Genomic DNA, 20,721 nt, shown 5'->3' with positions numbered 1-20,721 from the left:
CCGCCGACGAGGGAAGGTATTCCTGCGGAAGTCAACGACTATCGTGGTGCCTTCGGACATCTTGCGCCAGCCGGGCATGTGCTCGAACGCGTACAGCGCGCGTCCGGTCAGTCATCCCGGAACCGACAGGGAACCTTCAGCCAAGGTCTGCTGGGCTGTGCGGCGAGGGGAATGAGGTCCCTCGGGGCCGTACCCCAGACGGAGGACCATCTGGGCGTGGAGGCGCTGCTCGCCGGATGTCTGAACGAGTTGCTCGCGCAGGTCGGGCCACTCGAGTGCCTGGTGGAGCATCGACGCCCGCACGCCGTGAGCGGTGGCCACCAGCAGGACGCGTTCGAGGGCCTGGCCGGCTCGCAGCCAGTCGGTCCGCCGGTCGTGTGTCGTGGACAGGACGGTGATCGACGGCCGCTTCTCGAAGGGGCGGGAGGGCAGTACGGCGGGGTGGCGGTGGGCACCGAAGTCCCGCATCGGAATCTGCTCCCGGGAGTCCTGGGGTCCCAGTGTCTCGGGCGGCATGCCGAGGGCCGCGCTGTTCGGTTCGTGGACCCAGCGGCGGCTTTCCATTGCCCGGTCGGGGTCGGCAGTGTTGCGGTGCTCGGCCTCACCGGTGAGTCGTAGCAGGAGGTCGGTTCGGGCAGGCTCAGGACGGCTCAGCACGGCGCCTTCGGCATGCGCTGCTTCCACGAGTTCGGTCAGTACGGCGGTGGGCAGCGGCCGGTCGGAGAAGGGGAATCGGCTGCTGCGCCGACGCCACAGCATGTCGTACAAGTGCGGCGTGGAGGAGGCCGTGGGGCTGCCACTGAGCCGCACGACGGCAAGGAGGTCCGGCTCGTCCGGCCGCGGGAGCAGCCTGGTCACCGGCTCCCAGCCGAAGTGCGCAACGGCCACCCGCAGGTTGAGGACCGCGCAGCCGACGGAGAGGTGCAGGGCGCGCCCCGTTGGATCGACGTGACGCAGCCCGCGCTCCGCGGCAGCACGGATCTCCCAGGTGACCGTGTCGGGGTCGAGCCGGATCCGCCAGGGCTGGGTGTTGTGGATCGAGGGTGCGGCCACAGCGGCGGAGACCAGCGTCTCCAACGTAGGGACGTCCAGAACCGCAGCACACATCGGGAGCTCCTCCCCGCCCTGCACCAATGGGGCAGTGGGGCAATTCGGTGACTCTGCCAGGGTGGTGTTTCTGCGAGTGCCCGAGGAGGGGCCGTACGGCCTCAACCAGTGCCGGATGGCCCCGTCGTCGCTCACGGGGGCAGCTGATGGCTCTCCGACAGGGTCAGTCCCCCGCAAGCTCGAATTCCACGTCGACGACACCCTCGACAGCGCGGACCAGCCGAGCGGCGACGGGGACGAGTGCCGTGTCCCGGACGCGGCCGCTGAGCTTGACGACTCCGTCACTTACCTCTGCCCGTACGGCTGACACCGGCGCGGGGAAGAGATACGACACCACTTCTCGCCGTACCTCCTCCGCGATCTCCTCGTCGGCTCGCAGGAACACCTTCAGCAGGTCGGAGCGGCTGACGATGCCTTCCAGCATGCCCAGCTCGTCGACGACGGGGAGGCGCTTGACCTTGGCGCGTGCCATGGTGCGGGCGGCTTGGGCGAGTGTGGCGTCCGGGCGGGTGGTGAGGGCCGGAGAGGTCATCAGCTCTCCGGCGGTCACCGCGCCCGCCTTGGCCAGGTCCGTGAGACGCCGCAGTTGCGTGTACCGGTCGGGGTCGCTGTCGCGGAACTCCTCCTTCGGCAGCAGATCGGCCTCGGAGACGACGCCGACGACACGGCGCTCGCCCTCCACCACGGGGAGGGCGCTGACCTTCCACTCCTGCATCATCCGCACGATGTCCTTGAAGCTCGCCCCACGGCCGATGACGGCGACCGTGTGGGTCATGACGTCGCGCACGATGTGCGGGGTTCCGTGCATGGTGACTCCCTGGTGGCTCGGATCGTTTCGGTCGAGGGTGCTGTCACATCAGGCTGCCGCTGCCGTACGGGGCGTACAGGTCCAGCAGGCGGGTGCGGGCCGCGCACAGGCGGTGCGCCAGGACGTCGCCCACCCATTGGGCTACGGAAAAGCCGAGTGCGGGGTCGTCGTGGCACATAGAGCGGACCATCGTGGCGTCGAACTCGTAGGCGCGTACCGGGCTCGTCGCCTCGGCGCCCATGTGCCAGATGTACGGGGTGAACAGCCAGGACCAGCCGATGAGTTCGTTGTGACCGAGGATCTCGATGACGGCGGGCTGCCGGCCCGGGACACGCATGTCGAGTTCGACCGTACCGGTGCGGATGACCCAGAATCGGTCGGCCCGGCCGCCCTCCTCGAAGAGGCGCGTGCCCTGGGGGAACGACACCTCCCGAGCGGTCCGCATGATCCGGTGACGGTGCTCGGCCGGGAGCGCCCGCAGCATGCTGGCAGTCGGGGGAGCGTTCATGACGGGCCTCCAGAGCGGGGCGTACGGATACTCCTCTTCGAGCGTGCTCCTGCCTCTCGGCCCGGACCATGGGCCACCCGGCCCCAAGTGCGTGCCACCTGGCACTTCGCCAGCGCGCTGAGCCTCGTCACTTCGCCCAACCAGCACAAGCCGCCGGGAACGTGCGAGTGACGTCCCCGCCTGTCGGACGGGGCCATACGGCCCCCGCCGAGGAGGGCCATACGGCGCTCCTGTCGACACCACCCGGTCCTCACGCCGGCCAAGTCGAGCGACCAGCATCGGAAGCAGGGGACATCCCCATGCGGAAATGCGAGGGAGAGGACCGGCGATGACTGTGACCGTGACAGCGGGCACTTCGACGGCCGAAGCGTGGCGGGGCTTTACTGGAACCCGGTGGCGCGACCGAATCGACGTGCGTGACTTCATCCAGGCCAACTACACGCCGTACGAAGGGAATTCTGCGTTCCTGACCGGCCCCACCGACCGGACGCGCGCCGTCTGGGAAAAGGTGAGCGCGCTGTTTCCCGAGGAGCGGCGCAAGGGCATCCTCGACGTCGACCCGGCGACCCCGTCTACGATCACCTCGCACACGCCCGGCTACATCGACCGCGCACGGGAGCTCATCGTCGGCCTGCAGACCGACGCCCCGCTGAAGCGCGCGATCATGCCGAACGGCGGTCTGCGTATGGTCGAGAACGGACTGAAGGCGTACGGCTATCGGCCCCATCCGTTCGTGATGAAGGTCTTCGGTACCTACCGTAAAACCCACAATGCGGGTGTCTTCGACGCGTACACGCCCGAGATGCGGGCCGCCCGCAAAGCGGGCATCATCACCGGTCTGCCCGACGCGTACGGCCGCGGCCGGATCATCGGCGACTACCGTCGCGTCGCCCTGTACGGCACCGACCGCCTGGTCGAGGCCAAGCGCGCCGAACGAGACATGCTGGACGAACGGCCGTCCACCGAGCACGTCATCCGGGACCGTGAGGAACTCGCCGAGCAGATCCGGGCTCTGGGTGAGCTGACCGACATGGCCGCCACGTACGGCCACGACGTCTCCCGCCCCGCCGTCACCGCGCACGATGCCGTGCAGTGGCTGTACTTCGGCTACCTTGCCGCCGTTAAGGAGCAGAACGGTGCCGCCATGTCGCTGGGCCGTACCTCCACCTTCCTCGACGTGTACCTCCAGCGAGACCTGGACGAGGGGGTCATCGACGAGACCCGTGCCCAGGAGCTGATCGACGACTTCGTGATCAAGCTCCGGATCGTACGGTTCTTGCGTACCCCCGAGTACGACGCCCTGTTCTCCGGCGACCCCACCTGGGTGACCGAATCGATCGGCGGCATCGGCTCCGACGGGCGCTCGCTGGTCACCCGTACCTCCTTCCGCTTCCTGCAGACGCTCCACAACCTCGGGCCCGCCCCCGAGCCCAATCTGACCGTGCTGTGGTCGCCCCGACTGTCGTCCGGATTCAAGGAGTTCTGCGCTCAGGTCTCCATCGACACCAGTGCGGTCCAGTACGAGTCCGACGAGTTGATGCGGCCCTGCACCGGCGACGACACGGCGATCGCCTGCTGTGTCTCTGCCATGGCGGTGGGCAAGCAGATGCAGTTCTTCGGTGCCCGCGTCAACCTGGCCAAGGCCATGCTGTACGCGGTCAACGGCGGCCGGGACGAGGTGACCGGCGAGCAGATTGCCCCCGAGACGCCCGCACTGACCCGCGAGTACCTGGAGTACGAGCAGCTGTGGGCGTCGTACGACCACATGCTCGACTGGCTGGCGGCCACCTACGTGAACACACTCAACGTCATCCACTACATGCACGACAAGTACGCCTACGAGCGCATCGAGATGGCGCTGCACGACCACCCGGTACACCGCTTCATGGCGTGCGGTATCGCCGGTTTGTCGGTCGCCGCCGATAGCCTGGCCGCCGTCAAGTACGCGCGCGTGAAGGTGATCCGGGACGCCACGGGGCTCGCCGTCGACTACGAGGTCGAGGGCGACTACCCGGCCTACGGCAACAATGACGACCGGGTGGACGCCATCGCGGCGGATCTTGTCCGCTCCTTCATGGCCAAGGTGCGCCATCACCCGACCTACCGGGACGCCGAGCACACCCAGTCGGTGCTGACGATCACCTCGAACGTCGTCTACGGCAAGCACACCGGCAACACCCCCGACGGCCGACGTGCCGGTCAACCCTTCGCGCCCGGTGCCAACCCGATGAACGGCCGCGACCGGCACGGGGTGGCCGCCTCCGCACTCTCGGTGGCCAAGCTGCCGTACGAGCAGGCTCGCGACGGCATCTCGCTCACCACGACGATCACCCCGGAGGGACTGGGCCACGTGCCCGCCGAGCGCGCTCGCAACCTCGTCGGCATCCTGGACGCCTATATGACCTCCGGCGGCTTCCACATGAACGTCAACGTCCTGGACCGGGCCACGCTCGAGGACGCCATGGAGCACCCGGAGCAGTACCCCGAGCTGACGATCCGGGTCTCCGGATACGCCGTCAACTTCGTCCGCCTGACCCGTGAGCAGCAACTCGACGTGATCAGCCGCACCTTCCACGGATCGCTGTGAGCACGATGGCGGCGACGATGAACGGCCGGATCCACTCCTGGGATCTGTCCACCGGCGTGGACGGTCCCGGGACCCGGTTCGTTCTCTTCGTCTCCGGCTGTCCGCTGCGCTGCCTGTACTGCGCCAACCCCGACACCTGGCACATGCGCGATGGTAAGGAAGCGACCGTCGAGGAGGTGATGGAGGAGATCGAGAAGTACCGCGCCTTCATCACCACGGCCGGCGGCGGAGTGACCGTCACGGGCGGCGAGCCGCTGCTCCAGCCCGCCTTCACCGGCGAGGTCCTGCGCCGCTGCAAGGAGGCGGGACTGCACACCGCCCTCGACACCTCGGGCTTCCTCGGCGCCCGCGCCGGCGACGAACTCCTCGCCGACACCGACCTGGTGCTGCTGGACATCAAGTCCTTCGACGTTCGCACCTACCGGGAGCTGACCGGCGGTGAACTCGCGCCCACCCTGAACTTCGCCACCCGCCTGGACCGATGCGGCGTCCCGATGTGGATCAGGTACGTCCTGGTACCGGGCTGGACCGACTCACCGGAGGCCGTGTACGGCCTTGCCCGCTTCCTCGCAGGCCTCGCCAGCATCGATCGCGTGGACGTCCTGCCGTTCCACAAACTCGGCGCCGCGAAATACGAGGCCCTCGGTCTGCCCTTCCCGCTGCGGAGCACGCCGAGTCCGGGGCCCGACATGGTCCGGCGGGTCCAGGAAATGTTCCGCGAGCAGGGGCTGAACGCCTACTGATCGCCGCACCGTTTCCGGTAGGCGGCGACGGCGGTGGGCAAGGTGGGGAAGATCAGGTCCGACCCGACGGAATCCGCGAGACCGTATGCCTTGAGTTCGTCCATGAGGTCCTGTTTGACGCGGGCGAGGGCGAACACGATGCCACGGTGGGCGAGTTCGCGGCGCAGTTCGTCGACGGCGTCCAGGGCGGTGATGTCCACCTCGACGTTGGCCTCGGTGTTGAGGACGAACCAGCGGACCGGGCCCGTCTGTTCGTCGACGGCGGCCAGAGCCCGGCGGTGGAAGTCCTCGGCATTGGCGAAGAACAGCGGCGAGTCGTAGCGATAGACCAGCAGGCCGGGGATCGTACGGGCCTCGGGATAGTCGTCCACGTCGTGCATGCCGGCCACCCCGGGGACCAGCCCCTCGACGGCGTCGTGCGGACGGGCCACCCGCGTCAGCAGCTCGGCCACCGACAGGCCGACCGCGACCAGGACGCCGTACAGGATGTCCAGGGCCAGCACCCCGGCCAGACAACCGAGCGCGAGCAGCAGCTCCCGGCGCCGGAACGAGGCCAGCCGGCGGAAGCCCGCCAGGTCGATCATGCGGACGGCCGCGTAGACGACGAGCGCGCCCAGCACGGCCGACGGCGTGCGGGTCAGCAGCGGGCTGAGGAAGAGCAGCACGGCCAGCACTGCCGTGCCGGCGACCAGTGCGTACACCTGGCTGCGGGCGCCCGCCGAGGAGGCGAGCGCGGTGCGGCTGGCGCTGCTGCTGACCGGGAAGCCGTGCACCGCACTGGCGCCCAGGTTGGCCGCGCCCAGAGCCAGGAACTCCTGGTTGGCGTCGAGGCCGCCCTCGTCGTCGCGGACGGTGAAGGCGCGCGCGGTCAGGATGACGTCGGTGTAGCCGACGAGGAGGACACCGAGAGCGGGCAGCACCAGCTGCGGCAACTCGGTCGGATCCGGCAGGGCGATGTCGGGCAGCCCTGCCGGTACCTCTCCGATCACTTTGATGCCGTGTCGGTCGTCCAGGTCGAAGACGGCCACGGCCGCGGTGGCGAGCACCACGACCAGCAGCGGACCCGGCACCGTATTCAGGTATCGCGCCGCCGCGAAGAGGAACACGAGCGCGCAGGCGGAGAACAGAGCGGTGGCCGGGTGGATCTGTGCCGTATGCCTTACGAAGGACCACAGTTGGGGGAAGAAGGCCGAGCCAGTCGTCCGTACGCCGGTCAGCTTGGGCAGTTGGTCCACCATCATGATCAGCGCCACGCCCGCGAGATAGCCGATCAGGACGGGCCGGGAGAGCAGATCGGCGACGAAGCCCAGCCGTAGGGCCCAGGCGACCAGGCACAGCAGCCCGACCGTGAGCGCGAGGGTGGCCGCCAGCGTGGCGTAACGGGCGGGGTCTCCGGCGGCGAGTGGGGCGATCACGGTCGCCGTCATCAATGCGGTCGTGGACTCGGGGCCGACCGACAGCAGACGCGACGAGCCGAGCAGGGCGTACAGGGCGAGCGCCGGCAGGATCGCCCACAGCCCGGCGACCGGTGGCAGACCGGCCACGCCGGCGTATGCCATGACCTGCGGGACGAGGTACGCGGCCACGGTCATCCCGGCCAGCAGGTCGCCCCTCAGCCAGGTGCGTCGGTACCCGGTGAGGGTGCCGAGCCCGGGCGTAAGGCGGCGCCACGCTGCGACGCGCCCGCCCGAACTCCGGGACATGTGCCTCCTCTCCCAGCCTGATCTCAGGATCCACCGATGGGAGGCGACCCGCGACATCTCCTGCCCCATCGGCCCAACCGGCCCTGCCGAAAGGGCCGTTCAGACCCGCCGTCGCGGACCTTCGGCATCAGGCGCGAACCCCCGCCGCATCACCAGAGTGAGGGGCGTCAGGCAACGAGCCGACATCCTCGGATTCCCGAAGGGAACACCAACATGGCTGTGCACGAGCACCCTCACCGACGCCTGGGACTGCGCCTGCCGTCCCTGCACAGGACATCCGCTGATTCGACGGCTGAGGCGGTGACGGCGATGCGTGCGTATGTTTTCGCGTCGCTGCGGTTGCTGACCGGGTTCGTCTTCTTGTGGGCGTTCCTGGACAAGACGTTCGGGTTCGGTTACGCGACCCCGTCCGGTAGGGGCTGGGTCGATGGTGGTTCGCCGACCATGGGTTTTCTCAGTGGTGTTGCGGTGGGGCCGATGGAGTCGACGTTCCATGAGTGGGCGGGGGATGGCTGGGCGGACTGGCTGTTCATGCTGGGTCTGCTGGGCGTGGGGCTGGCTCTGATCGCTGGTGTCGGTCTGCGGCTGGCCGCGGTGGCGGGGGCGGCGATGATGGCGTTGATGTGGGTCGCGGAGTGGCCGCCGGCGAAGCACCTGTCGGATGGTGCGGCGAGCATGTCGACCAATCCGTTCGCCGATTACCACGTCGTCTACGCCGTGGTCCTGGTCGCTGTGGCCGCTGCGGGCGCCGGCGCCACCTGGGGTCTGGGCAAGGCCTGGGCACGGTTGCCGTTCGTCAGCCGCAACCACTGGCTCCTCTGACATGCCCGACACGGCGGGGCCGGCCATCGGCGCCCCGCCGTGTCGACTGGGCCGATCGGCCCTCCTTGGGGCCCTGCGGCCCCTGCCCACCAACCCCTGCAACAACGACGCTGGGATCGGGTCACCGATCCAGGAGGTGGAGATCATGCTCCGCACGGTCATCGTGGGTCTCGACGGCTCACCCGAGAGCCGGGCCGCCGCCGAATGGGCGGCCCGGGAAGCGAAGCTGCGCGGTCTGCCGCTCAAGGTCGTTCATGTCTGGGAGCCGGTGCCCGATCCCATGGCGCAGGCCCCGCTCCTCGGCCCCGAGACGCATGCGCACTGGACCGAGCGGGTTCCCCGCGAATCCGCCGAAGGCCTCCGGCTGCGGCACCCCGGTGTCGAGGTCGTCGCCGAGCACCGCAGCGGACGTCCCGCCGACGTGCTGTCGGAGCTGGCGAAGGACGCCGCACTGCTGGTCCTGGGCTCCCGCGGCCTGAGCGGTTTCGGCGGGTTCATGATGGGCTCCGTCGGGATGCTCGTCCTGGCGCGCGCCGAGCAGCCCGTTGTGCTGGTCCGAGCCTGGGAGCAGGCCGCCGACGAGCACGAGAAGGACCCGGTGGGCATCCCGTCGGCCGCGGCCCCGTACCGGCCCGTCGTCCTCGGGCTCGACATCGACAACCCGGACGACTCTGTGATCGAGTTCGCCTTCGACGCGGCTACCCGCCGTGACACGGCCCTGCGGGTCGTTCACGGCTGGAACCTGCCGCCGTACTACGTCTACGGCCTGTCCGCCGACCTCGACCAGCACAGCGACATCGCCCGGCAGCAGGCCGCGGCCCTCAGCGAGGCACTGCGTCCCTGGCGCCAGAAGTACCCGGCGGTGGAGGTGAGCGAGGAGTCCAGCTCCGGCAGCCCGGCCAACCACCTGGTTGACGCCTCCCGCGAGGCCTCCCTTGTCGTCGTCGGCCGCCGGATCCGGCGCAGCCCGATCGGTACCCACATCGGCCCCGTCGCGCACGCCGTCCTGCACCACGCCACCGCCCCCGTCGCCGTCGTCGCGCACAGCTGACGCACCCACCGAAGGAATTGTCACCATGAAGGCAGCGGTCGTACGAGCATTCGGCGAACCCCTCGTCATCGAAGAGCGCCCCGATCCCCAACCCGGCCCCGGTCAGGTCCGCGTCCGAGTGGAGGCCTCCGGGCTGTGCCACACCGACATCCACGCGGCCCACGGCGACTGGCCGGTCAAGCCGAACCCGCCGTTCGTACCCGGCCACGAGGGCGTCGGACTTGTCGAGGCCCTCGGAGATGGTGTCACCCACCTCGCCCTGGGGCAGCGGGTCGCCGTGCCGTGGCTGGGCAAGGCCTGCGGGCGGTGCGAGCACTGCCTGTCCGGCTGGGAGACGCTGTGCGAGCAGCAGATCAACACCGGGTACGGCTGCGACGGCGGGTACGCCGAGAAGATGCTGGCCTGGGCCGACTACGCACAGCCGGTGCCCGAAGGCGTCACCGCGTTCGACGCCGCACCACTGACCTGCGCGGGCGTCACCACGTACAAGGCCCTCAAGGTCGCAGACGTCCGGCCCAGTCAGCTCGTCGCGATCTCCGGCGTCGGCGGACTCGGCCACCTCGCGGTGCAGTACGCGAAGATCGCCGGGGCGACCGTGGCGGCCATCGACGTCACCGACGACAAGCTCGAACTTGCCGCGGAGCTCGGCGCCGACCTGGTCATCGACGCTCGCAAGCAGGACGTGGCCGACGTGCTCAAGCGGCACGGCGGAGCGCACGCCGCGATCGCGCTCGCGGTGAACGAGGCCGCGTTCACCGCTGTCAACTCCGGGCTACGGCGCGGCGGCAAGCTGGTCATGGTGGCCCTTCCGGCGCACGGCACGATCCAGGTTCCGATCTTCGACACGGTACTCAACGGCACCTCGGTGATCGGCTCCATCGTGGGCACGCGGCAGGACCTCGCCGAGGTGTTCCAGCTGCACGCGGCCGGCCGGACGAAGGTCATCCACGAGACCCGTCCGCTCGCCTCCGTCAACGAGTCCATCGACGACGTACTCCGCGGTCAGATCAAGGCCCGGATCGTCTTCGACCTGGGCCTGTGATTCCCGTGGGACTCCCTCTGGTCGTGGGCGTCGACGGCTCCGAGCCGAGCATGCGTGCCGTCGACTGGGCGGCGGAGGAGGCCGCCCTGCGCGGAGTACCGCTGCGGCTGGTGTACGCCTCCCTCTGGGAGCGCTACGAGGGTGCCGCGCTCGCCCGCGACCTGGGCAGGACGTCCGAGCAGATACTCGCCGACAAGATCGTCGATACCGCGGCCAAGCGTGCCCAGCGACGCGAGGCGAACGTGAAGATCTCCACCGAGGTCCTGCCGGAGGAGCCGGTGTCCGCGCTGCTGCACGCGGGCCGCAACGCCTCCGCCCTGGTCCTGGGCACGCGTGGCCGCGGAGGCATCGCCGAGTTGCTGCTCGGTTCCGTCAGCCTCGCGGTCGCCGCCCGCGCCGACTGCCCGGTGATCGTGTTGCGGGGCAACGGCGGTCGGGTCGGACTCGACCAGCGCATCGTGCTCGGTGTCGGCGAGGACACGAGCCCGGACGTGGTGCGCTTCGCCTTCCAGGAGGCGGCCGACCGGTATTCCACGCTGCATGCCGTACGGGCCTGGCGGCGCCCGGCGCACGAGCCCACCGATCACCCCTTGCCGGCCGGGGAGCCGGCCCACTACCACGAGCAGCATGCCGCGGAGCTCCTGGAGACGGCACTGCGCGACGCCGCGGCGGAGCACCCGTCGGTCAAGGTGCGCCGCAGGACCGTCGAGGGAGCGGCCGGCAACGTGCTCGTGGAGGCTTCCGCCGGGGCAGATCTCCTCGTCGTCGGGGCCCACCGTCGCCGCGGCCACTTCGGGCTCCAGTTCGGCCGCGTCGCCCACATGGTGCTGCACCACGCCGCCTGCCCGGTCGCCGTGGTACCGCAGCCGGCGTGAGCGGGTCAGAGGGTCGCCGCGTGATCCGGGACGTAGGTCTGAAGATCGCGCGGCGGACGCACATAGCCGGTCGACGGCGGCCGCTCCGGAAACTCCAGAACCGGCAGCGGTACCTCGTTGTACGGCACGGAACTCAGCAAATGAGCGATCATGTTGATGCGCGCCCGGCGCTTGTCGTCGCTCTCGACGACGTACCACGGTGCTTCCGAGATGTCGGTGTGCACCAGCATCTCGTCCTTCGCCCGGGAGTACGCCTCCCAACGGGTGATCGACTCCAGGTCCATCGGGGAGAGCTTCCAGCGGCGCACCGGATCGTTCAGCCGACGCCGAAATCGCTCCTCCTGCACGGCGTCGCTCACCGAGAACCAGTACTTGCGGAGCAGGACGCCCGCTTCCACGAGCATCCGCTCGAAAATCGGGCACTGGCGAAGGAAGAGCTGGTGCTCCTCCTTCGTACAGAAGCCCATGACGTGCTCGACGCCGGCGCGGTTGTACCAGCTGCGGTCGAACAGCACGATTTCCCCGGCGGCCGGCAGATGCTCGACGTACCGCTGGAAGTACCACTGGGTGCGCTCGCGCTCGGTCGGCGTGGGCAGCGCGACGATGCGGGCGACTCGCGGATTGAGGTGTTCCGCGACACGCTTGATGGTGCTTCCCTTGCCCGCCGCGTCCCGCCCCTCGAACACGACGACCAGACGTGCGCCCTCGGTACGGACCCACTCCTGAAGCTTGACCAACTCCGTCTGCAGGCGGAGCAGTTCCTGCTCGTACGTCTTGCGCGGCAGCGTCGTTGCCTTCTTGCCGGCCATGCCGCCTCCACCCATCGATGACTTACGGAGTCACCATGCCCAAGGCCGAACACCAGGACAGCAGCACCGTACTGACCGATGAGGAACTGCGCACCCTGGACGCCCACTGGCGGGCAGCCAATTATCTCGCCGCGGGCCAGATCTACCTGCTGGCCAACCCTCTGCTGACCGAGCCCCTCAAGCCGGAGCACATCAAGCCGCGTCTGCTCGGCCACTGGGGGACCTCGCCCGGCCTGAACCTCGTGTACACCCACCTCAACCGGGTGATCAGGGATCGTGGCCTCGACGCATTGTGTGTCTGGGGGCCGGGGCACGGCGGTCCGTCCGTGGTCGCGAACTCCTGGCTGGAGGGGAGCTACAGCGACACCTATCCGGACGTGTCCCGGGACGCGGCGGGCATGGAGCGGCTGTTCCGGCAGTTCTCGTTCCCCGGCGGAGTGCCGAGCCACGTCGCGCCGGAGACCCCGGGCTCCATCCACGAGGGCGGCGAGCTGGGGTACGCGCTGTCCCACGCGTACGGCGCAGCCTTCGACAACCCGCAGCTGCTGGTCGCCTGTGTGATCGGCGACGGTGAGGCGGAGACCGGACCGCTGGCCGCCTCCTGGCACTCCAACAAGTTCCTCGACCCCGTCCACGACGGTGCCGTACTGCCGATCCTGCACCTGAACGGCTACAAGATCGCCAACCCGACGGTGCTGTCCCGTATCCCCGAGCCCGAACTCGACGCTCTCCTGCGGGGGTACGGCCACGACCCGATTCACGTGACCGGCGACGATCCCGCCCAGGTCCACCGCGCCCTGGCCGGCGCCTTCGACGAGGCCCTGAACCGCATCGCCCTGATGCAGCGCACGGCACGCGCGGAGGGCATCGCCGAGCGCGTCCACTGGCCCATGATCGTGCTGCGTACGCCGAAGGGCTGGACCGGCCCGGCGGAGGTGGACGGGGTGCCGGTCGAGGGCACGTGGCGTGCCCACCAGGTCCCGCTCGCCGGAGTCCGTGAGAACCCCGACCACCTGCGGCAGCTGGAGGCGTGGCTGCGTTCGTACCGCCCCGAGGAACTCTTCGACGCCGACGGGCGCCCGGTCGCGGACGTCCTCGCGTGTGTGCCCGAGGGGGACCGGAGGATGGGTTCCACCCCGTACGCCAATGGCGGCCTGCTGGTACGCGAACTGCCGATCAAGCCCCTCGACCGCTTCGCCGTACCCGTCGACAAGCCCGGGGTCACCCTGCACGAGCCCACCCGGGTCCTCGGCGACCTCCTCGAACAGGTCATGCACGACACTTCCGCCCGCCGCGACTTCCGTGTGGTCGGCCCGGACGAGACCGCGTCGAACCGGCTGCAGGCCGTGTTCGACGCCAGTGGCAAGGCCTGGCAGGCCCAGACCCTTCCGGTGGACGAACATCTGGACCGCCATGGCCGGGTGATGGAGATCCTCTCCGAACACACCTGCCAGGGCTGGCTGGAGGGCTACGTCCTCACCGGTCGGCACGGCTTGTTCTCCTGCTACGAGGCGTTCGTACACATCGTCGACTCGATGGTCAACCAGCACATCAAGTGGCTCAAGACATCGCGGGACTTGGCGTGGCGGGCCCCGATCGCCTCACTCAACTACCTGCTGACGTCGCATGTGTGGCGCCAGGACCACAACGGCTTCTCCCACCAGGACCCCGGTTTCGTCGACCACGTACTCAACAAGAGCCCCGAGGTAGTACGTGTGTATCTGCCGCCGGACGCCAACACGCTGCTGTCCGTGGCGGACCACGCCCTGCGCAGCCGCGACTACGTCAACGTGATCGTGGCAGGCAAGCAGCCCTGCTTCGACTGGCTGTCCATGGACCAGGCCCGTGCCCACTGCGCGCGCGGCGCCGGGATCTGGGACTGGGCGGGCACTGAGAACGGCGGCGAGCCCGATGTCGTACTGGCCTGCGCGGGCGACGTTCCCACCCAGGAAGTGCTGGCCGCCGCGCAGTTGCTGCGCCGCCACCTGCCGGAGCTGGCCGTCCGGGTCGTGAACGTCGTCGACATGACGAGGCTGCTGCCGCGCGAGGAACACCCGCACGGGATGAGCGACTTCGAGTACGACGGCCTGTTCACCAAGGACAAGCCGGTGATCTTCGCCTACCACGGCTACCCGTGGCTGATCCACCGTCTCGCCTACCGCCGCACCGGGCACGGGAACCTGCACGTGCGCGGCTACAAGGAGTCGGGCACCACGACGACTCCCTTCGACATGGTGGTGCGCAACGACCTCGACCGGTACCGGTTGGTCATGGACGTCATCGACCGCGTCCCCGACCTCGCCGTCCGTGCAGCCGCCGTACGCCAGTCGATGGCGGACGCCCGCACCCGCCACCAGGCCTGGATCCGCGAGTACGGCACGGACATGCCCGAGGTCGCCGAGTGGACGTGGAATGCCTGAGTCATGTGTGCGCCACGACGATTGCCGACGTCGTGGCGCACGAGGGCCACCGTGTTCAACCGTGTTCAGGTGATGGATCAGCCTGCCGGTGTCCCCACCGTGGGCCGATCGGTTCCCACTCCCTGTCCCACTGGCTGATGCGTCGTCGGTCGAGGCGCCGCCGCGCGACGACGGCCAGAGCCGCAGCAGTGCCCAGCACACCTGCCTCGACGGCTGCCTCGGTGGCACTTGCGGGCTCGGCGGTGAGCTCGCCACGGCTGTCCACCCACACGACGACCTTGGAGCCAGATTGCCGGCCGGCGTCGATGAGTGTCTTACCGGTGTGTATGGAACCGTCCGCGGCCGTCCAGCTGACCTCTGCCCGGCCGAGGTCGCTCACTCCGCCGACCGCCGAAGGGATCCGGGGAACGGTGGTGAGGAGTACGGCCTCGACCGGATACCGCGCGCTGCGCTGTCCGGCGAGCATCTCATCGGTGACGCGGGCCGTGATCAGGCCGACGAGGACGCCTCCGACGCTGATGACCATCCATACGGCCAGCACGATCCACGCCTCGATGATGTCGTCGCGCCGCCGGAGCGGGTTGCTTCGCCACTGCCACAGCCACCTGTTCGTGCGCCTGCTGCCCATCGGTCCGCCCTCCCTGGTCGCCGGGAAGGAGTTCCCCGCGGTGCCTTGAGACAACGACGCGTGCCGACGGTCAGGCGCCGCAGGCCCCGTTTCCGCCGAGGCTGATCATGGCGCGGTACAGCTGCTCCTCGGTGAGCGGCGGTGCCGGCAGCGGGTGGGCGCGGTCGGTTCGGAAGCCGTCGAGCAGAAGGTAGAGGTGGCGGCGCCAGGCGTCCGGGGCGATGGCGTGGGTGGCCTCGGTGACGCGGCTGTGCGACCAGATGACGAAGGCAAGGTCCTCGGGGGTGAGGTCGGGGCGCAGGCTGCCCTGCTCCTGCGCACGCTCGACGATGTGTACACCGAGTTCACGGATGCGGGTCTGGGCGCCCGCCAGGCAGGCGCTCTCCGGCAACCGCATGGAGGCCAGATCGTTGAACCCCCGGTCCTGTGACTGGAGTTCGCACATGGTCTCCAGGAAGTGGCACAGCCCCGCCCAGGCGTCGTCCATGGTGACGGCCTTCTCGGCGGCCTCCCGCCAGAGGGCCAGCTTCTCGGCGAAGGTCGCCTGCACCAGGTCCAGCCGGGTGGGGAAGTGCCGGTACAGCGTGCCGATGGCCAGCCCGGCCCGCTTGGCCACCTGCTCCAGGGGTGCCTCCAGGCCCTGCTCGGCGAAGCAGGAGCGGGCCGCGGTGAGCAGGGCCTCGCGATTGCGCTGCGCGTCGCGCCGCAGGGGGCGGACAGGGGCCGGGTTCCCGGCGGAGGCGGACGGAGGGTCGATGGCCATGTCACTCAGCCTACCAACCGGAGGGGTGCCTCATATTCTCTGCTACGATCCAAGAACATGAGGATGCCCTCGACTTTCAGTTCTGACCGCTGTCGGGGCGGGAGGTGCCCCTCATCCGTCCAGCCCGTCCGACCACAGGAGCACCACCCATGCCCGTCATCGCCGTCATCGGGGCAGGCCCAGGCCTGGGCCTGTCCATCGCCCGCCGCTTCGGAAGGGAGGGGTTCCAGGTCGCCCTGGTCTCCCGGACCCAGGACAAGCTCGACGCGCTCGCCGCACGGCTCGCCGAGGACGGCATCGAGGCCGCGGGCTTCGCCGCGGACGTGACGCGTCCCGACTCGCTGCAGTCGGCGCTCGCCGCGGTCGCCGACCGGTTCGGGGCCGTCGACGTACTGGAGTACTCACCCGCCGACCCCACGTTCGCCGGCGCCGCCGCCGTCGACGCCACGGCGCAGGACCTCCACAAGCAGCTCGACTACTACCTGTACGGAGCGGTCGCCGCGGTCCGTCAGGTGCTGCCCGCCATGCTCGAACGCGGCAGTGGCACCCTGCTGTTCTCCACGGGCGCCTCCTCGGTCCGGCCGAGCGGCGGCGCGTTCGGCAGCATCGGCGTCGCGGCGGCGGCCCTGCGCAACTACGCCATGGCCCTGGGCATCGACCTCGCCGAGCACGGGGTCCACGCCGCACACGTGGCGATCGGGGTGTTCATCGGCAGCGGTCCCGGCACCGAGCCCGAGACCATCGCCGAGCACTACTGGGACGCCTACACCAAGCGCGACCAGGCCGAGATCGTCCACACCGCCCCCGGCGGCATCAGGTGAGCACCTCCGGCACACCCGCGGCGAACACGGCCAGGCCACCCATGGTGAAGCTCTTCCGAGCAGCCAACAAGGTCGTACGGCCGCTGCTCGCCTCCCGCTTCCACAAGCCGCTGAGCGGGCGCCTGATGCTGCTCACCTACAACGGGCACAAGACGGGCCGCGAATACACGGTCCCCATCGGCTACTTCGACTGGGATCCCGGCACGGTACTCGCCATGTCCTCCCAGCTCGGCTGGATCCCCAGCATGCGCCAAGGGTCCGCCGTCCGGCTGCGCATCCGGGGCCAGGACCACAGCGCCGTCCCGACGGTCGTCGAGGACCCTGAGAAAGTCGCCGCCCTGCTGGGTGAGTTCGGCCGGCGCAAAGGGCCCAAGGCCGCCAAGGGGCTGATGCTCGGCCTCCCGGGCGACCGGCAGCCCACCGACGACGAGCTGCGCACGGCCGCCGCGAAGACCCGCTTCGTCTGCTTCCGGATGGAGCCCGAGCGGCCCGGCCGGTAGCACTTGTGAAGCGCCGGTTGCACATCGCCCGGCCCGGGGAAAGCCCCCGGCTTCACCGACCCCGTCAAGTTCACCGACGGCAACCCCTACGGAACCTCGCACGTGACCGGTGCCCGGGGAGAGATCCCCGTCGACAGCACGGCCCGCGTCTCTGGCGCCTACCAGGGCAAGCGGATCGCCAACGTCGCCAGGACCCTCAAGGCCGGCCGCGCGGCGTGACGCTCACCCCGGTGGGGGCCGGAAAAGAAGTCTCGGGCACCGTGCCACGAGGCGCGGGACCGGAAGTTCGCAACAAGGGAGTTTCTGACATGTCAGTTCCCCAGACACACACGGACCGAGTGGCCGTTGTCACCGGCGCCGGACGCGGCATCGGCCAGGCCATCGCCGTCGACCTCGCCGCACGCGGCGCGACCGTCGTCGCGGTCGACCTCAACATCCCCGAGGAAACCGTCGCCTTGCTCGCCGACACAGGACACCCGGTGCTGGGTCTCACAGGCGACGTGTCCAATCCCGACCAGACCGCGGCCGTGGGCAAGGAGGTCGCCGACCGGTTCGGGCGGGCGGACATCCTGGTCAACAACGCCGGCATTTGCCCCTTCCTCGACATCGAGGAACTGGACTACGACACCTGGCGGCGCGTCATCGCGGTCAACCTCGACTCGCAGTTCCTCATGGTCAAGGCCCTGCTGCCGACCATGAAGAAGAGCGGCTGGGGCCGCATCGTCAACCTGACCTCCAACTCAATCGTCGCCAACGCGCCCGGCATGTCCCACTACATGGCGAGCAAGATGGGCAACATCGGCTTCAGCCGCGGACTGGCCAACGACCTCGCCCCGTTCGGCATCACCGTCAACGCGGTCGGCCCGACCCTGACCATCACACCCGGCGTCCCGAATGCCCACCCGCAGGAAGCCCTCACTGCGGCCGCACAGTCCCAGGCCATCAAGCGCAACGGGCTGCCGGAAGACTTGACCGGCACCATTGCCTTCCTCACCAGCGACGACGCTGCCTTCGTGACTGGCCAGACCATCATGGCCGACGGCGGCTACGCCCGCTGATCCACGCTGAGCGGCCGTAGGCGCGCTGGTCGCAAGCGCCACCCGGACCGATCCGGGTGGCGTTCTGCGCGGGCCCGCCCGTTTCCGGTCGCGCCCTGCCTCACCCGGTCATGGGGTGATGTTCTGGCGGGGGCCGACCATACGGCACGACAGCAGTGGTGCGGTGAACGGCATGTGCGACACGGCGCGAATGCCGGGCTCTGAGGGTCCTGGGAATGACTTCTGGGAGGCGCGTCATGGCGCGAGTCCCTGCGTTGACCGCAAACGAGCAGCGCATGGCACGGGCCGACGGATGTTCCGGGCGCCGGCACTGAATCGTGCTGGCGGCCGGGTTCCTGGGCGTGCGCTCGACCCTGTTCGCCGCGCGAGCGGGAGTGCCGGAGTTGTTGCGCCACGCGCGAGACGGCGATGTGTCCGTCGTGCCCGTTGTCAGCCCCGACGTCGGCGTACGGGTCTTCCGGCTCTCCTGAGCGGATGCCGGCCACCAGCGATGGGGCGGCCTGCGAGGTTGACGACCGTCGTCAACGGGGCCTGACATCAGTTGTCGGTCAGATGTCACAATGTGTGCTGATTCTTGCGGGTGCTGGCGACGCCAAGGGCCCGATATGCCGCAGCGATGTCGCTTGGCTACTTCCCGACCGCCGGTGGTGTACCTCGCCGTTGATGATCAGGATCCTGTGGGCTGACCACGCATCGTGGCAACTGTCGCACACTGTTTTGACTAACCCGCCTGGGCCGATACGACGCTCGGCTCCACCTCGTGCGCAAGCGCTTCGGGCAAATGGGTGTGCACTTCGAAGACGCCAGCCAGGCCGGCGTGGCGCAGGATCCGCAGGAAGCGGGGGCTGCCGGTGACCAGCCGGAGCCGGCCGTGCTGTGTCCTGATCCGGTTCCGTGCCCGGCACAGAAGACGCAGTCCGCTGCAGTCGATGAAGGACACGCCGCGCAGGTCCAGGACCAGATCGGGGCGCGGACCGGCGGTCAGGGCGTCGATGCGCACCGAAACGAGCGGAGCTGTGAGGATGTCGATGTCGCCGAGCAGCTCCATGACGGTCGTGTCGCCGACGGTGCGTTCCCTGAGGTACTGCAGTCGCCTGGCGTGGGCTTCGGACATAGTCCGAGCCAAGCGTGGCCGGTGGTGCTTCAGGAAGGGCCGTTCGGCCCCTTTGGGCATGTTTGGGTCGGGACTTCCGGGGACTCGCCCGTGGCCGTGTGGCCCCCATGCCCCGTACGGCATCGAGATGAGGGCCGACCGGCCCAAGCGGAGCCCATTGGAACCGGACAAGCTGGACCTGCGGGGCAATCCCGGCAGCTGTGACGCCTGGCCGCCCCGGACCTGGCCGACAGCCGGGTCGGGCTCCGGAGGAGATCAAGGACGGTGATGATCGTCATGAAGGGCTTCGTATTCCACGGCCCCGGAAAGTCGGCCTGGGAGGACGTCCCGGACCCCGGCATCAGGGACGCCACCGATGCGGTCGTACGCGTCGACGCAGTCACCATCTGCGGAACCGATCTGCACATCCTCAAGGGCGACGTGCCCGAGGTGCCCCCCGGCACGGTCCTCGGGCACGAGGCGGTCGGCGAGATCGTCGAGGTCGGCGCCGACGTGCGGACCGTGCGGCCGGGGGACCGGGTGCTGGTCTCCTGTATCACCGCCTGCGGGCGTTGCCGCTTCTGCCGGGAGGGGATGCAGGGGCAGTGCCGGGGTGGCGGAGGCTGGATCCTGGGCCACCTGATCGACGGTACGCAGGCCGAGTACGTTCGCGTGCCGTACGCCGACCTGTCCGTCTATCCGCTGCCCGGTGCGGTGGACAGCAAGGACGCCGTACTGCTGGCGGACATCTTCCCGACCGCGTACGAAGTGGGCGTGCTCAACGGGTGTGTGCGCCCGGGTGACACAGTCGCCGTCGTCGGAGCCGGCCCCATCGGACTGGCGGCGATCGCCACGGCCAAGCTGTTCGCGCCTGAGCGGATCGTCGCCGTGGACCTGGCCGCCACCCGGCTCGACGCTGCCAAGGGGCTCGGTGCCGACGCTGTGGCGGATGCCCGCGAGGCCCCCGAACAGCTGATCGCCGACCTCACCGACGGGCTCGGTGCGGACGTGGTCATCGAGGCGGTCGGCGTTCCGGAGACCTTCGAGCTGTGCACGCGCATGGTGCGCCCCGGAGGGCATGTCGCGAACGTCGGAGTGCACGGCAAGCCCGCGACACTGCACCTCGAAGACCTCTGGATCAAGAACATCACCATCACCACCGGCCTGGTCGACACCTACTCCACGCCGACCCTGCTGCGGATGGCGGCCGCCGGCCGGCTGCCCACATCCGCCCTGGTCACGCACGCCTTCCCGCTCGACCACATGGAAGAGGCGTACGACGTCTTCGGCCGAGCCGCCGAGACCGGCGCGCTCAAGATCGTGCTGGGCGGGCCGCAACACGAGGTCGTCCCCGTTGAGACGGCCTGACGAGAGGAAGTGAGG

At 69.4% G+C, this 20,721-nt stretch carries 20 protein-coding genes; 12 read left to right on the top strand and 8 right to left on the bottom strand.

Annotated features, from left to right (window positions below):
• Positions 1–111: 111 nt before the first annotated feature.
• The 3 genes from OG828_RS07685 to OG828_RS07675 all read right to left on the bottom strand — a co-directional run bounded on the left by OG828_RS07685 (position 112) and on the right by OG828_RS07675 (position 2,423).
• Positions 112–1,107: an Acg family FMN-binding oxidoreductase gene (locus tag OG828_RS07685; RefSeq protein ID WP_328500580.1), complete on the bottom strand. Its 996-nt coding sequence runs from the start codon at positions 1,105–1,107 to the stop codon at positions 112–114.
• Between the two features lie 163 nt (positions 1,108–1,270).
• Positions 1,271–1,915 carry a CBS domain-containing protein gene (locus OG828_RS07680; RefSeq protein WP_328500579.1) on the bottom strand — a complete coding sequence of 215 codons (645 nt, stop codon included), beginning with the start codon at positions 1,913–1,915 and terminating at the stop codon, positions 1,271–1,273.
• Positions 1,916–1,958: 43 nt separating this feature from the next.
• A complete protein-coding gene (locus tag OG828_RS07675; RefSeq protein ID WP_328500578.1) occupies positions 1,959–2,423 on the bottom strand; it encodes a Crp/Fnr family transcriptional regulator in 465 nt (154 codons plus the stop codon).
• Between the two features lie 328 nt (positions 2,424–2,751).
• On the opposite strand from OG828_RS07675, the gene pflB reads away from it, so the two are divergent.
• On the top strand, positions 2,752–5,010 hold the full coding sequence (gene pflB / locus OG828_RS07670) for a formate C-acetyltransferase (protein ID WP_328500577.1): 2,259 nt from the start codon (positions 2,752–2,754) through the stop codon (positions 5,008–5,010).
• 5 nt (positions 5,011–5,015) lie between these two features.
• Entirely contained in the window at positions 5,016–5,753 is a 738-nt protein-coding gene (gene pflA / locus OG828_RS07665; RefSeq protein WP_328504819.1) for a pyruvate formate-lyase-activating protein, read from the top strand.
• Here pflA and OG828_RS07660 read toward each other — a convergent pair.
• Positions 5,747–7,456: a SulP family inorganic anion transporter gene (locus OG828_RS07660; protein WP_328500576.1), complete on the bottom strand. Its 1,710-nt coding sequence runs from the start codon at positions 7,454–7,456 to the stop codon at positions 5,747–5,749. The two genes, pflA and OG828_RS07660, sit on opposite strands and share 7 nt — an antisense overlap.
• A gap of 213 nt (positions 7,457–7,669) precedes the next feature.
• On the opposite strand from OG828_RS07660, the gene OG828_RS07655 reads away from it, so the two are divergent.
• The 4 genes from OG828_RS07655 (at position 7,670) to OG828_RS07640 (ending at position 11,246) form a co-directional block, all read left to right on the top strand.
• On the top strand, positions 7,670–8,278 hold the full coding sequence (locus tag OG828_RS07655) for a hypothetical protein (RefSeq protein ID WP_328500575.1): 609 nt from the start codon (positions 7,670–7,672) through the stop codon (positions 8,276–8,278).
• 145 nt (positions 8,279–8,423) lie between these two features.
• On the top strand, positions 8,424–9,329 hold the full coding sequence (locus OG828_RS07650) for a universal stress protein (protein ID WP_328500574.1): 906 nt from the start codon (positions 8,424–8,426) through the stop codon (positions 9,327–9,329).
• Between the two features lie 25 nt (positions 9,330–9,354).
• A complete protein-coding gene (gene adhP, locus OG828_RS07645) occupies positions 9,355–10,371 on the top strand; it encodes an alcohol dehydrogenase AdhP (RefSeq protein WP_328500573.1) in 1,017 nt (338 codons plus the stop codon).
• A 5-nt stretch (positions 10,372–10,376) separates the two neighbouring features.
• Positions 10,377–11,246: a universal stress protein gene (locus OG828_RS07640; protein ID WP_328500572.1), complete on the top strand. Its 870-nt coding sequence runs from the start codon at positions 10,377–10,379 to the stop codon at positions 11,244–11,246.
• A 5-nt stretch (positions 11,247–11,251) separates the two neighbouring features.
• Here the strand turns inward: OG828_RS07640 and ppk2 are convergent, their stop codons facing one another.
• The gene (gene ppk2 / locus OG828_RS07635; RefSeq protein WP_328437243.1) at positions 11,252–12,055 is read right to left on the bottom strand and encodes a polyphosphate kinase 2; all 804 of its coding nucleotides are present in this window, start codon (positions 12,053–12,055) and stop codon (positions 11,252–11,254) included.
• Positions 12,056–12,090: 35 nt separating this feature from the next.
• Here ppk2 and OG828_RS07630 point away from each other — a divergent pair, with 35 nt between their 5' ends.
• Entirely contained in the window at positions 12,091–14,475 is a 2,385-nt protein-coding gene (locus tag OG828_RS07630) for a phosphoketolase family protein (RefSeq protein ID WP_328500571.1), read from the top strand.
• A gap of 55 nt (positions 14,476–14,530) precedes the next feature.
• Here OG828_RS07630 and OG828_RS07625 read toward each other — a convergent pair whose 3' ends face one another.
• Entirely contained in the window at positions 14,531–15,103 is a 573-nt protein-coding gene (locus OG828_RS07625) for an Rv1733c family protein (protein WP_328500570.1), read from the bottom strand.
• A gap of 70 nt (positions 15,104–15,173) precedes the next feature.
• Positions 15,174–15,866: a TetR/AcrR family transcriptional regulator gene (locus OG828_RS07620; protein WP_328500569.1), complete on the bottom strand. Its 693-nt coding sequence runs from the start codon at positions 15,864–15,866 to the stop codon at positions 15,174–15,176.
• Between the two features lie 149 nt (positions 15,867–16,015).
• On the opposite strand from OG828_RS07620, the gene OG828_RS07615 reads away from it, so the two are divergent.
• From OG828_RS07615 to OG828_RS07595, 4 genes are all read left to right on the top strand, one after another.
• Complete coding sequence (locus OG828_RS07615) at positions 16,016–16,687, top strand: SDR family NAD(P)-dependent oxidoreductase (protein ID WP_328500568.1); 672 nt, start codon at positions 16,016–16,018, stop codon at positions 16,685–16,687.
• Complete coding sequence (locus tag OG828_RS07610) at positions 16,684–17,187, top strand: hypothetical protein (protein ID WP_328441217.1); 504 nt, start codon at positions 16,684–16,686, stop codon at positions 17,185–17,187. Before OG828_RS07615 ends, OG828_RS07610 begins: the two co-directional genes overlap by 4 nt.
• 308 nt (positions 17,188–17,495) lie before the next feature.
• Positions 17,496–18,245 carry an SDR family NAD(P)-dependent oxidoreductase gene (locus OG828_RS07600; RefSeq protein WP_328500567.1) on the top strand — a complete coding sequence of 250 codons (750 nt, stop codon included), beginning with the start codon at positions 17,496–17,498 and terminating at the stop codon, positions 18,243–18,245.
• Positions 18,246–18,586: 341 nt separating this feature from the next.
• Positions 18,587–18,715: a hypothetical protein gene (locus tag OG828_RS07595; protein ID WP_328441219.1), complete on the top strand. Its 129-nt coding sequence runs from the start codon at positions 18,587–18,589 to the stop codon at positions 18,713–18,715.
• 251 nt (positions 18,716–18,966) lie between these two features.
• On the opposite strand, the gene OG828_RS07590 is transcribed toward OG828_RS07595, so the two are convergent.
• Positions 18,967–19,359, bottom strand: a complete 393-nt coding sequence (locus OG828_RS07590) for an STAS domain-containing protein (protein ID WP_328500566.1) — start codon at positions 19,357–19,359, stop codon at positions 18,967–18,969.
• A gap of 276 nt (positions 19,360–19,635) precedes the next feature.
• Between OG828_RS07590 and OG828_RS07585 the strand changes: the two genes are divergently transcribed.
• Positions 19,636–20,706: a zinc-dependent alcohol dehydrogenase family protein gene (locus OG828_RS07585; protein ID WP_328500565.1), complete on the top strand. Its 1,071-nt coding sequence runs from the start codon at positions 19,636–19,638 to the stop codon at positions 20,704–20,706.
• Positions 20,707–20,721 lie beyond the last annotated feature (15 nt).

Origin of the sequence: Streptomyces sp. NBC_00457, assembly GCF_036014015.1 — a bacterium.
Lineage (GTDB): Bacteria > Actinomycetota > Actinomycetes > Streptomycetales > Streptomycetaceae > Streptomyces.
This window is presented reverse-complemented; position numbering and strand designations above follow the sequence as displayed.

Coding starts and splice junctions, on each gene's coding strand:
- OG828_RS07685 (WP_328500580.1), bottom strand. CDS start 1,107: ATGTGTGCTGCGGTTCTGGACGTCCCTACGTTGGAGACGCTGGTCTCC.
- OG828_RS07680 (WP_328500579.1), bottom strand. CDS start 1,915: ATGCACGGAACCCCGCACATCGTGCGCGACGTCATGACCCACACGGTC.
- OG828_RS07675 (WP_328500578.1), bottom strand. CDS start 2,423: ATGAACGCTCCCCCGACTGCCAGCATGCTGCGGGCGCTCCCGGCCGAG.
- pflB (WP_328500577.1), top strand. CDS start 2,752: ATGACTGTGACCGTGACAGCGGGCACTTCGACGGCCGAAGCGTGGCGG.
- pflA (WP_328504819.1), top strand. CDS start 5,016: ATGGCGGCGACGATGAACGGCCGGATCCACTCCTGGGATCTGTCCACC.
- OG828_RS07660 (WP_328500576.1), bottom strand. CDS start 7,456: ATGTCCCGGAGTTCGGGCGGGCGCGTCGCAGCGTGGCGCCGCCTTACG.
- OG828_RS07655 (WP_328500575.1), top strand. CDS start 7,670: ATGGCTGTGCACGAGCACCCTCACCGACGCCTGGGACTGCGCCTGCCG.
- OG828_RS07650 (WP_328500574.1), top strand. CDS start 8,424: ATGCTCCGCACGGTCATCGTGGGTCTCGACGGCTCACCCGAGAGCCGG.
- adhP (WP_328500573.1), top strand. CDS start 9,355: ATGAAGGCAGCGGTCGTACGAGCATTCGGCGAACCCCTCGTCATCGAA.
- ppk2 (WP_328437243.1), bottom strand. CDS start 12,055: ATGGCCGGCAAGAAGGCAACGACGCTGCCGCGCAAGACGTACGAGCAG.
- OG828_RS07630 (WP_328500571.1), top strand. CDS start 12,091: ATGCCCAAGGCCGAACACCAGGACAGCAGCACCGTACTGACCGATGAG.
- OG828_RS07625 (WP_328500570.1), bottom strand. CDS start 15,103: ATGGGCAGCAGGCGCACGAACAGGTGGCTGTGGCAGTGGCGAAGCAAC.
- OG828_RS07620 (WP_328500569.1), bottom strand. CDS start 15,866: ATGGCCATCGACCCTCCGTCCGCCTCCGCCGGGAACCCGGCCCCTGTC.
- OG828_RS07615 (WP_328500568.1), top strand. CDS start 16,016: ATGCCCGTCATCGCCGTCATCGGGGCAGGCCCAGGCCTGGGCCTGTCC.
- OG828_RS07600 (WP_328500567.1), top strand. CDS start 17,496: ATGTCAGTTCCCCAGACACACACGGACCGAGTGGCCGTTGTCACCGGC.
- OG828_RS07590 (WP_328500566.1), bottom strand. CDS start 19,359: ATGTCCGAAGCCCACGCCAGGCGACTGCAGTACCTCAGGGAACGCACC.
- OG828_RS07585 (WP_328500565.1), top strand. CDS start 19,636: ATGAAGGGCTTCGTATTCCACGGCCCCGGAAAGTCGGCCTGGGAGGAC.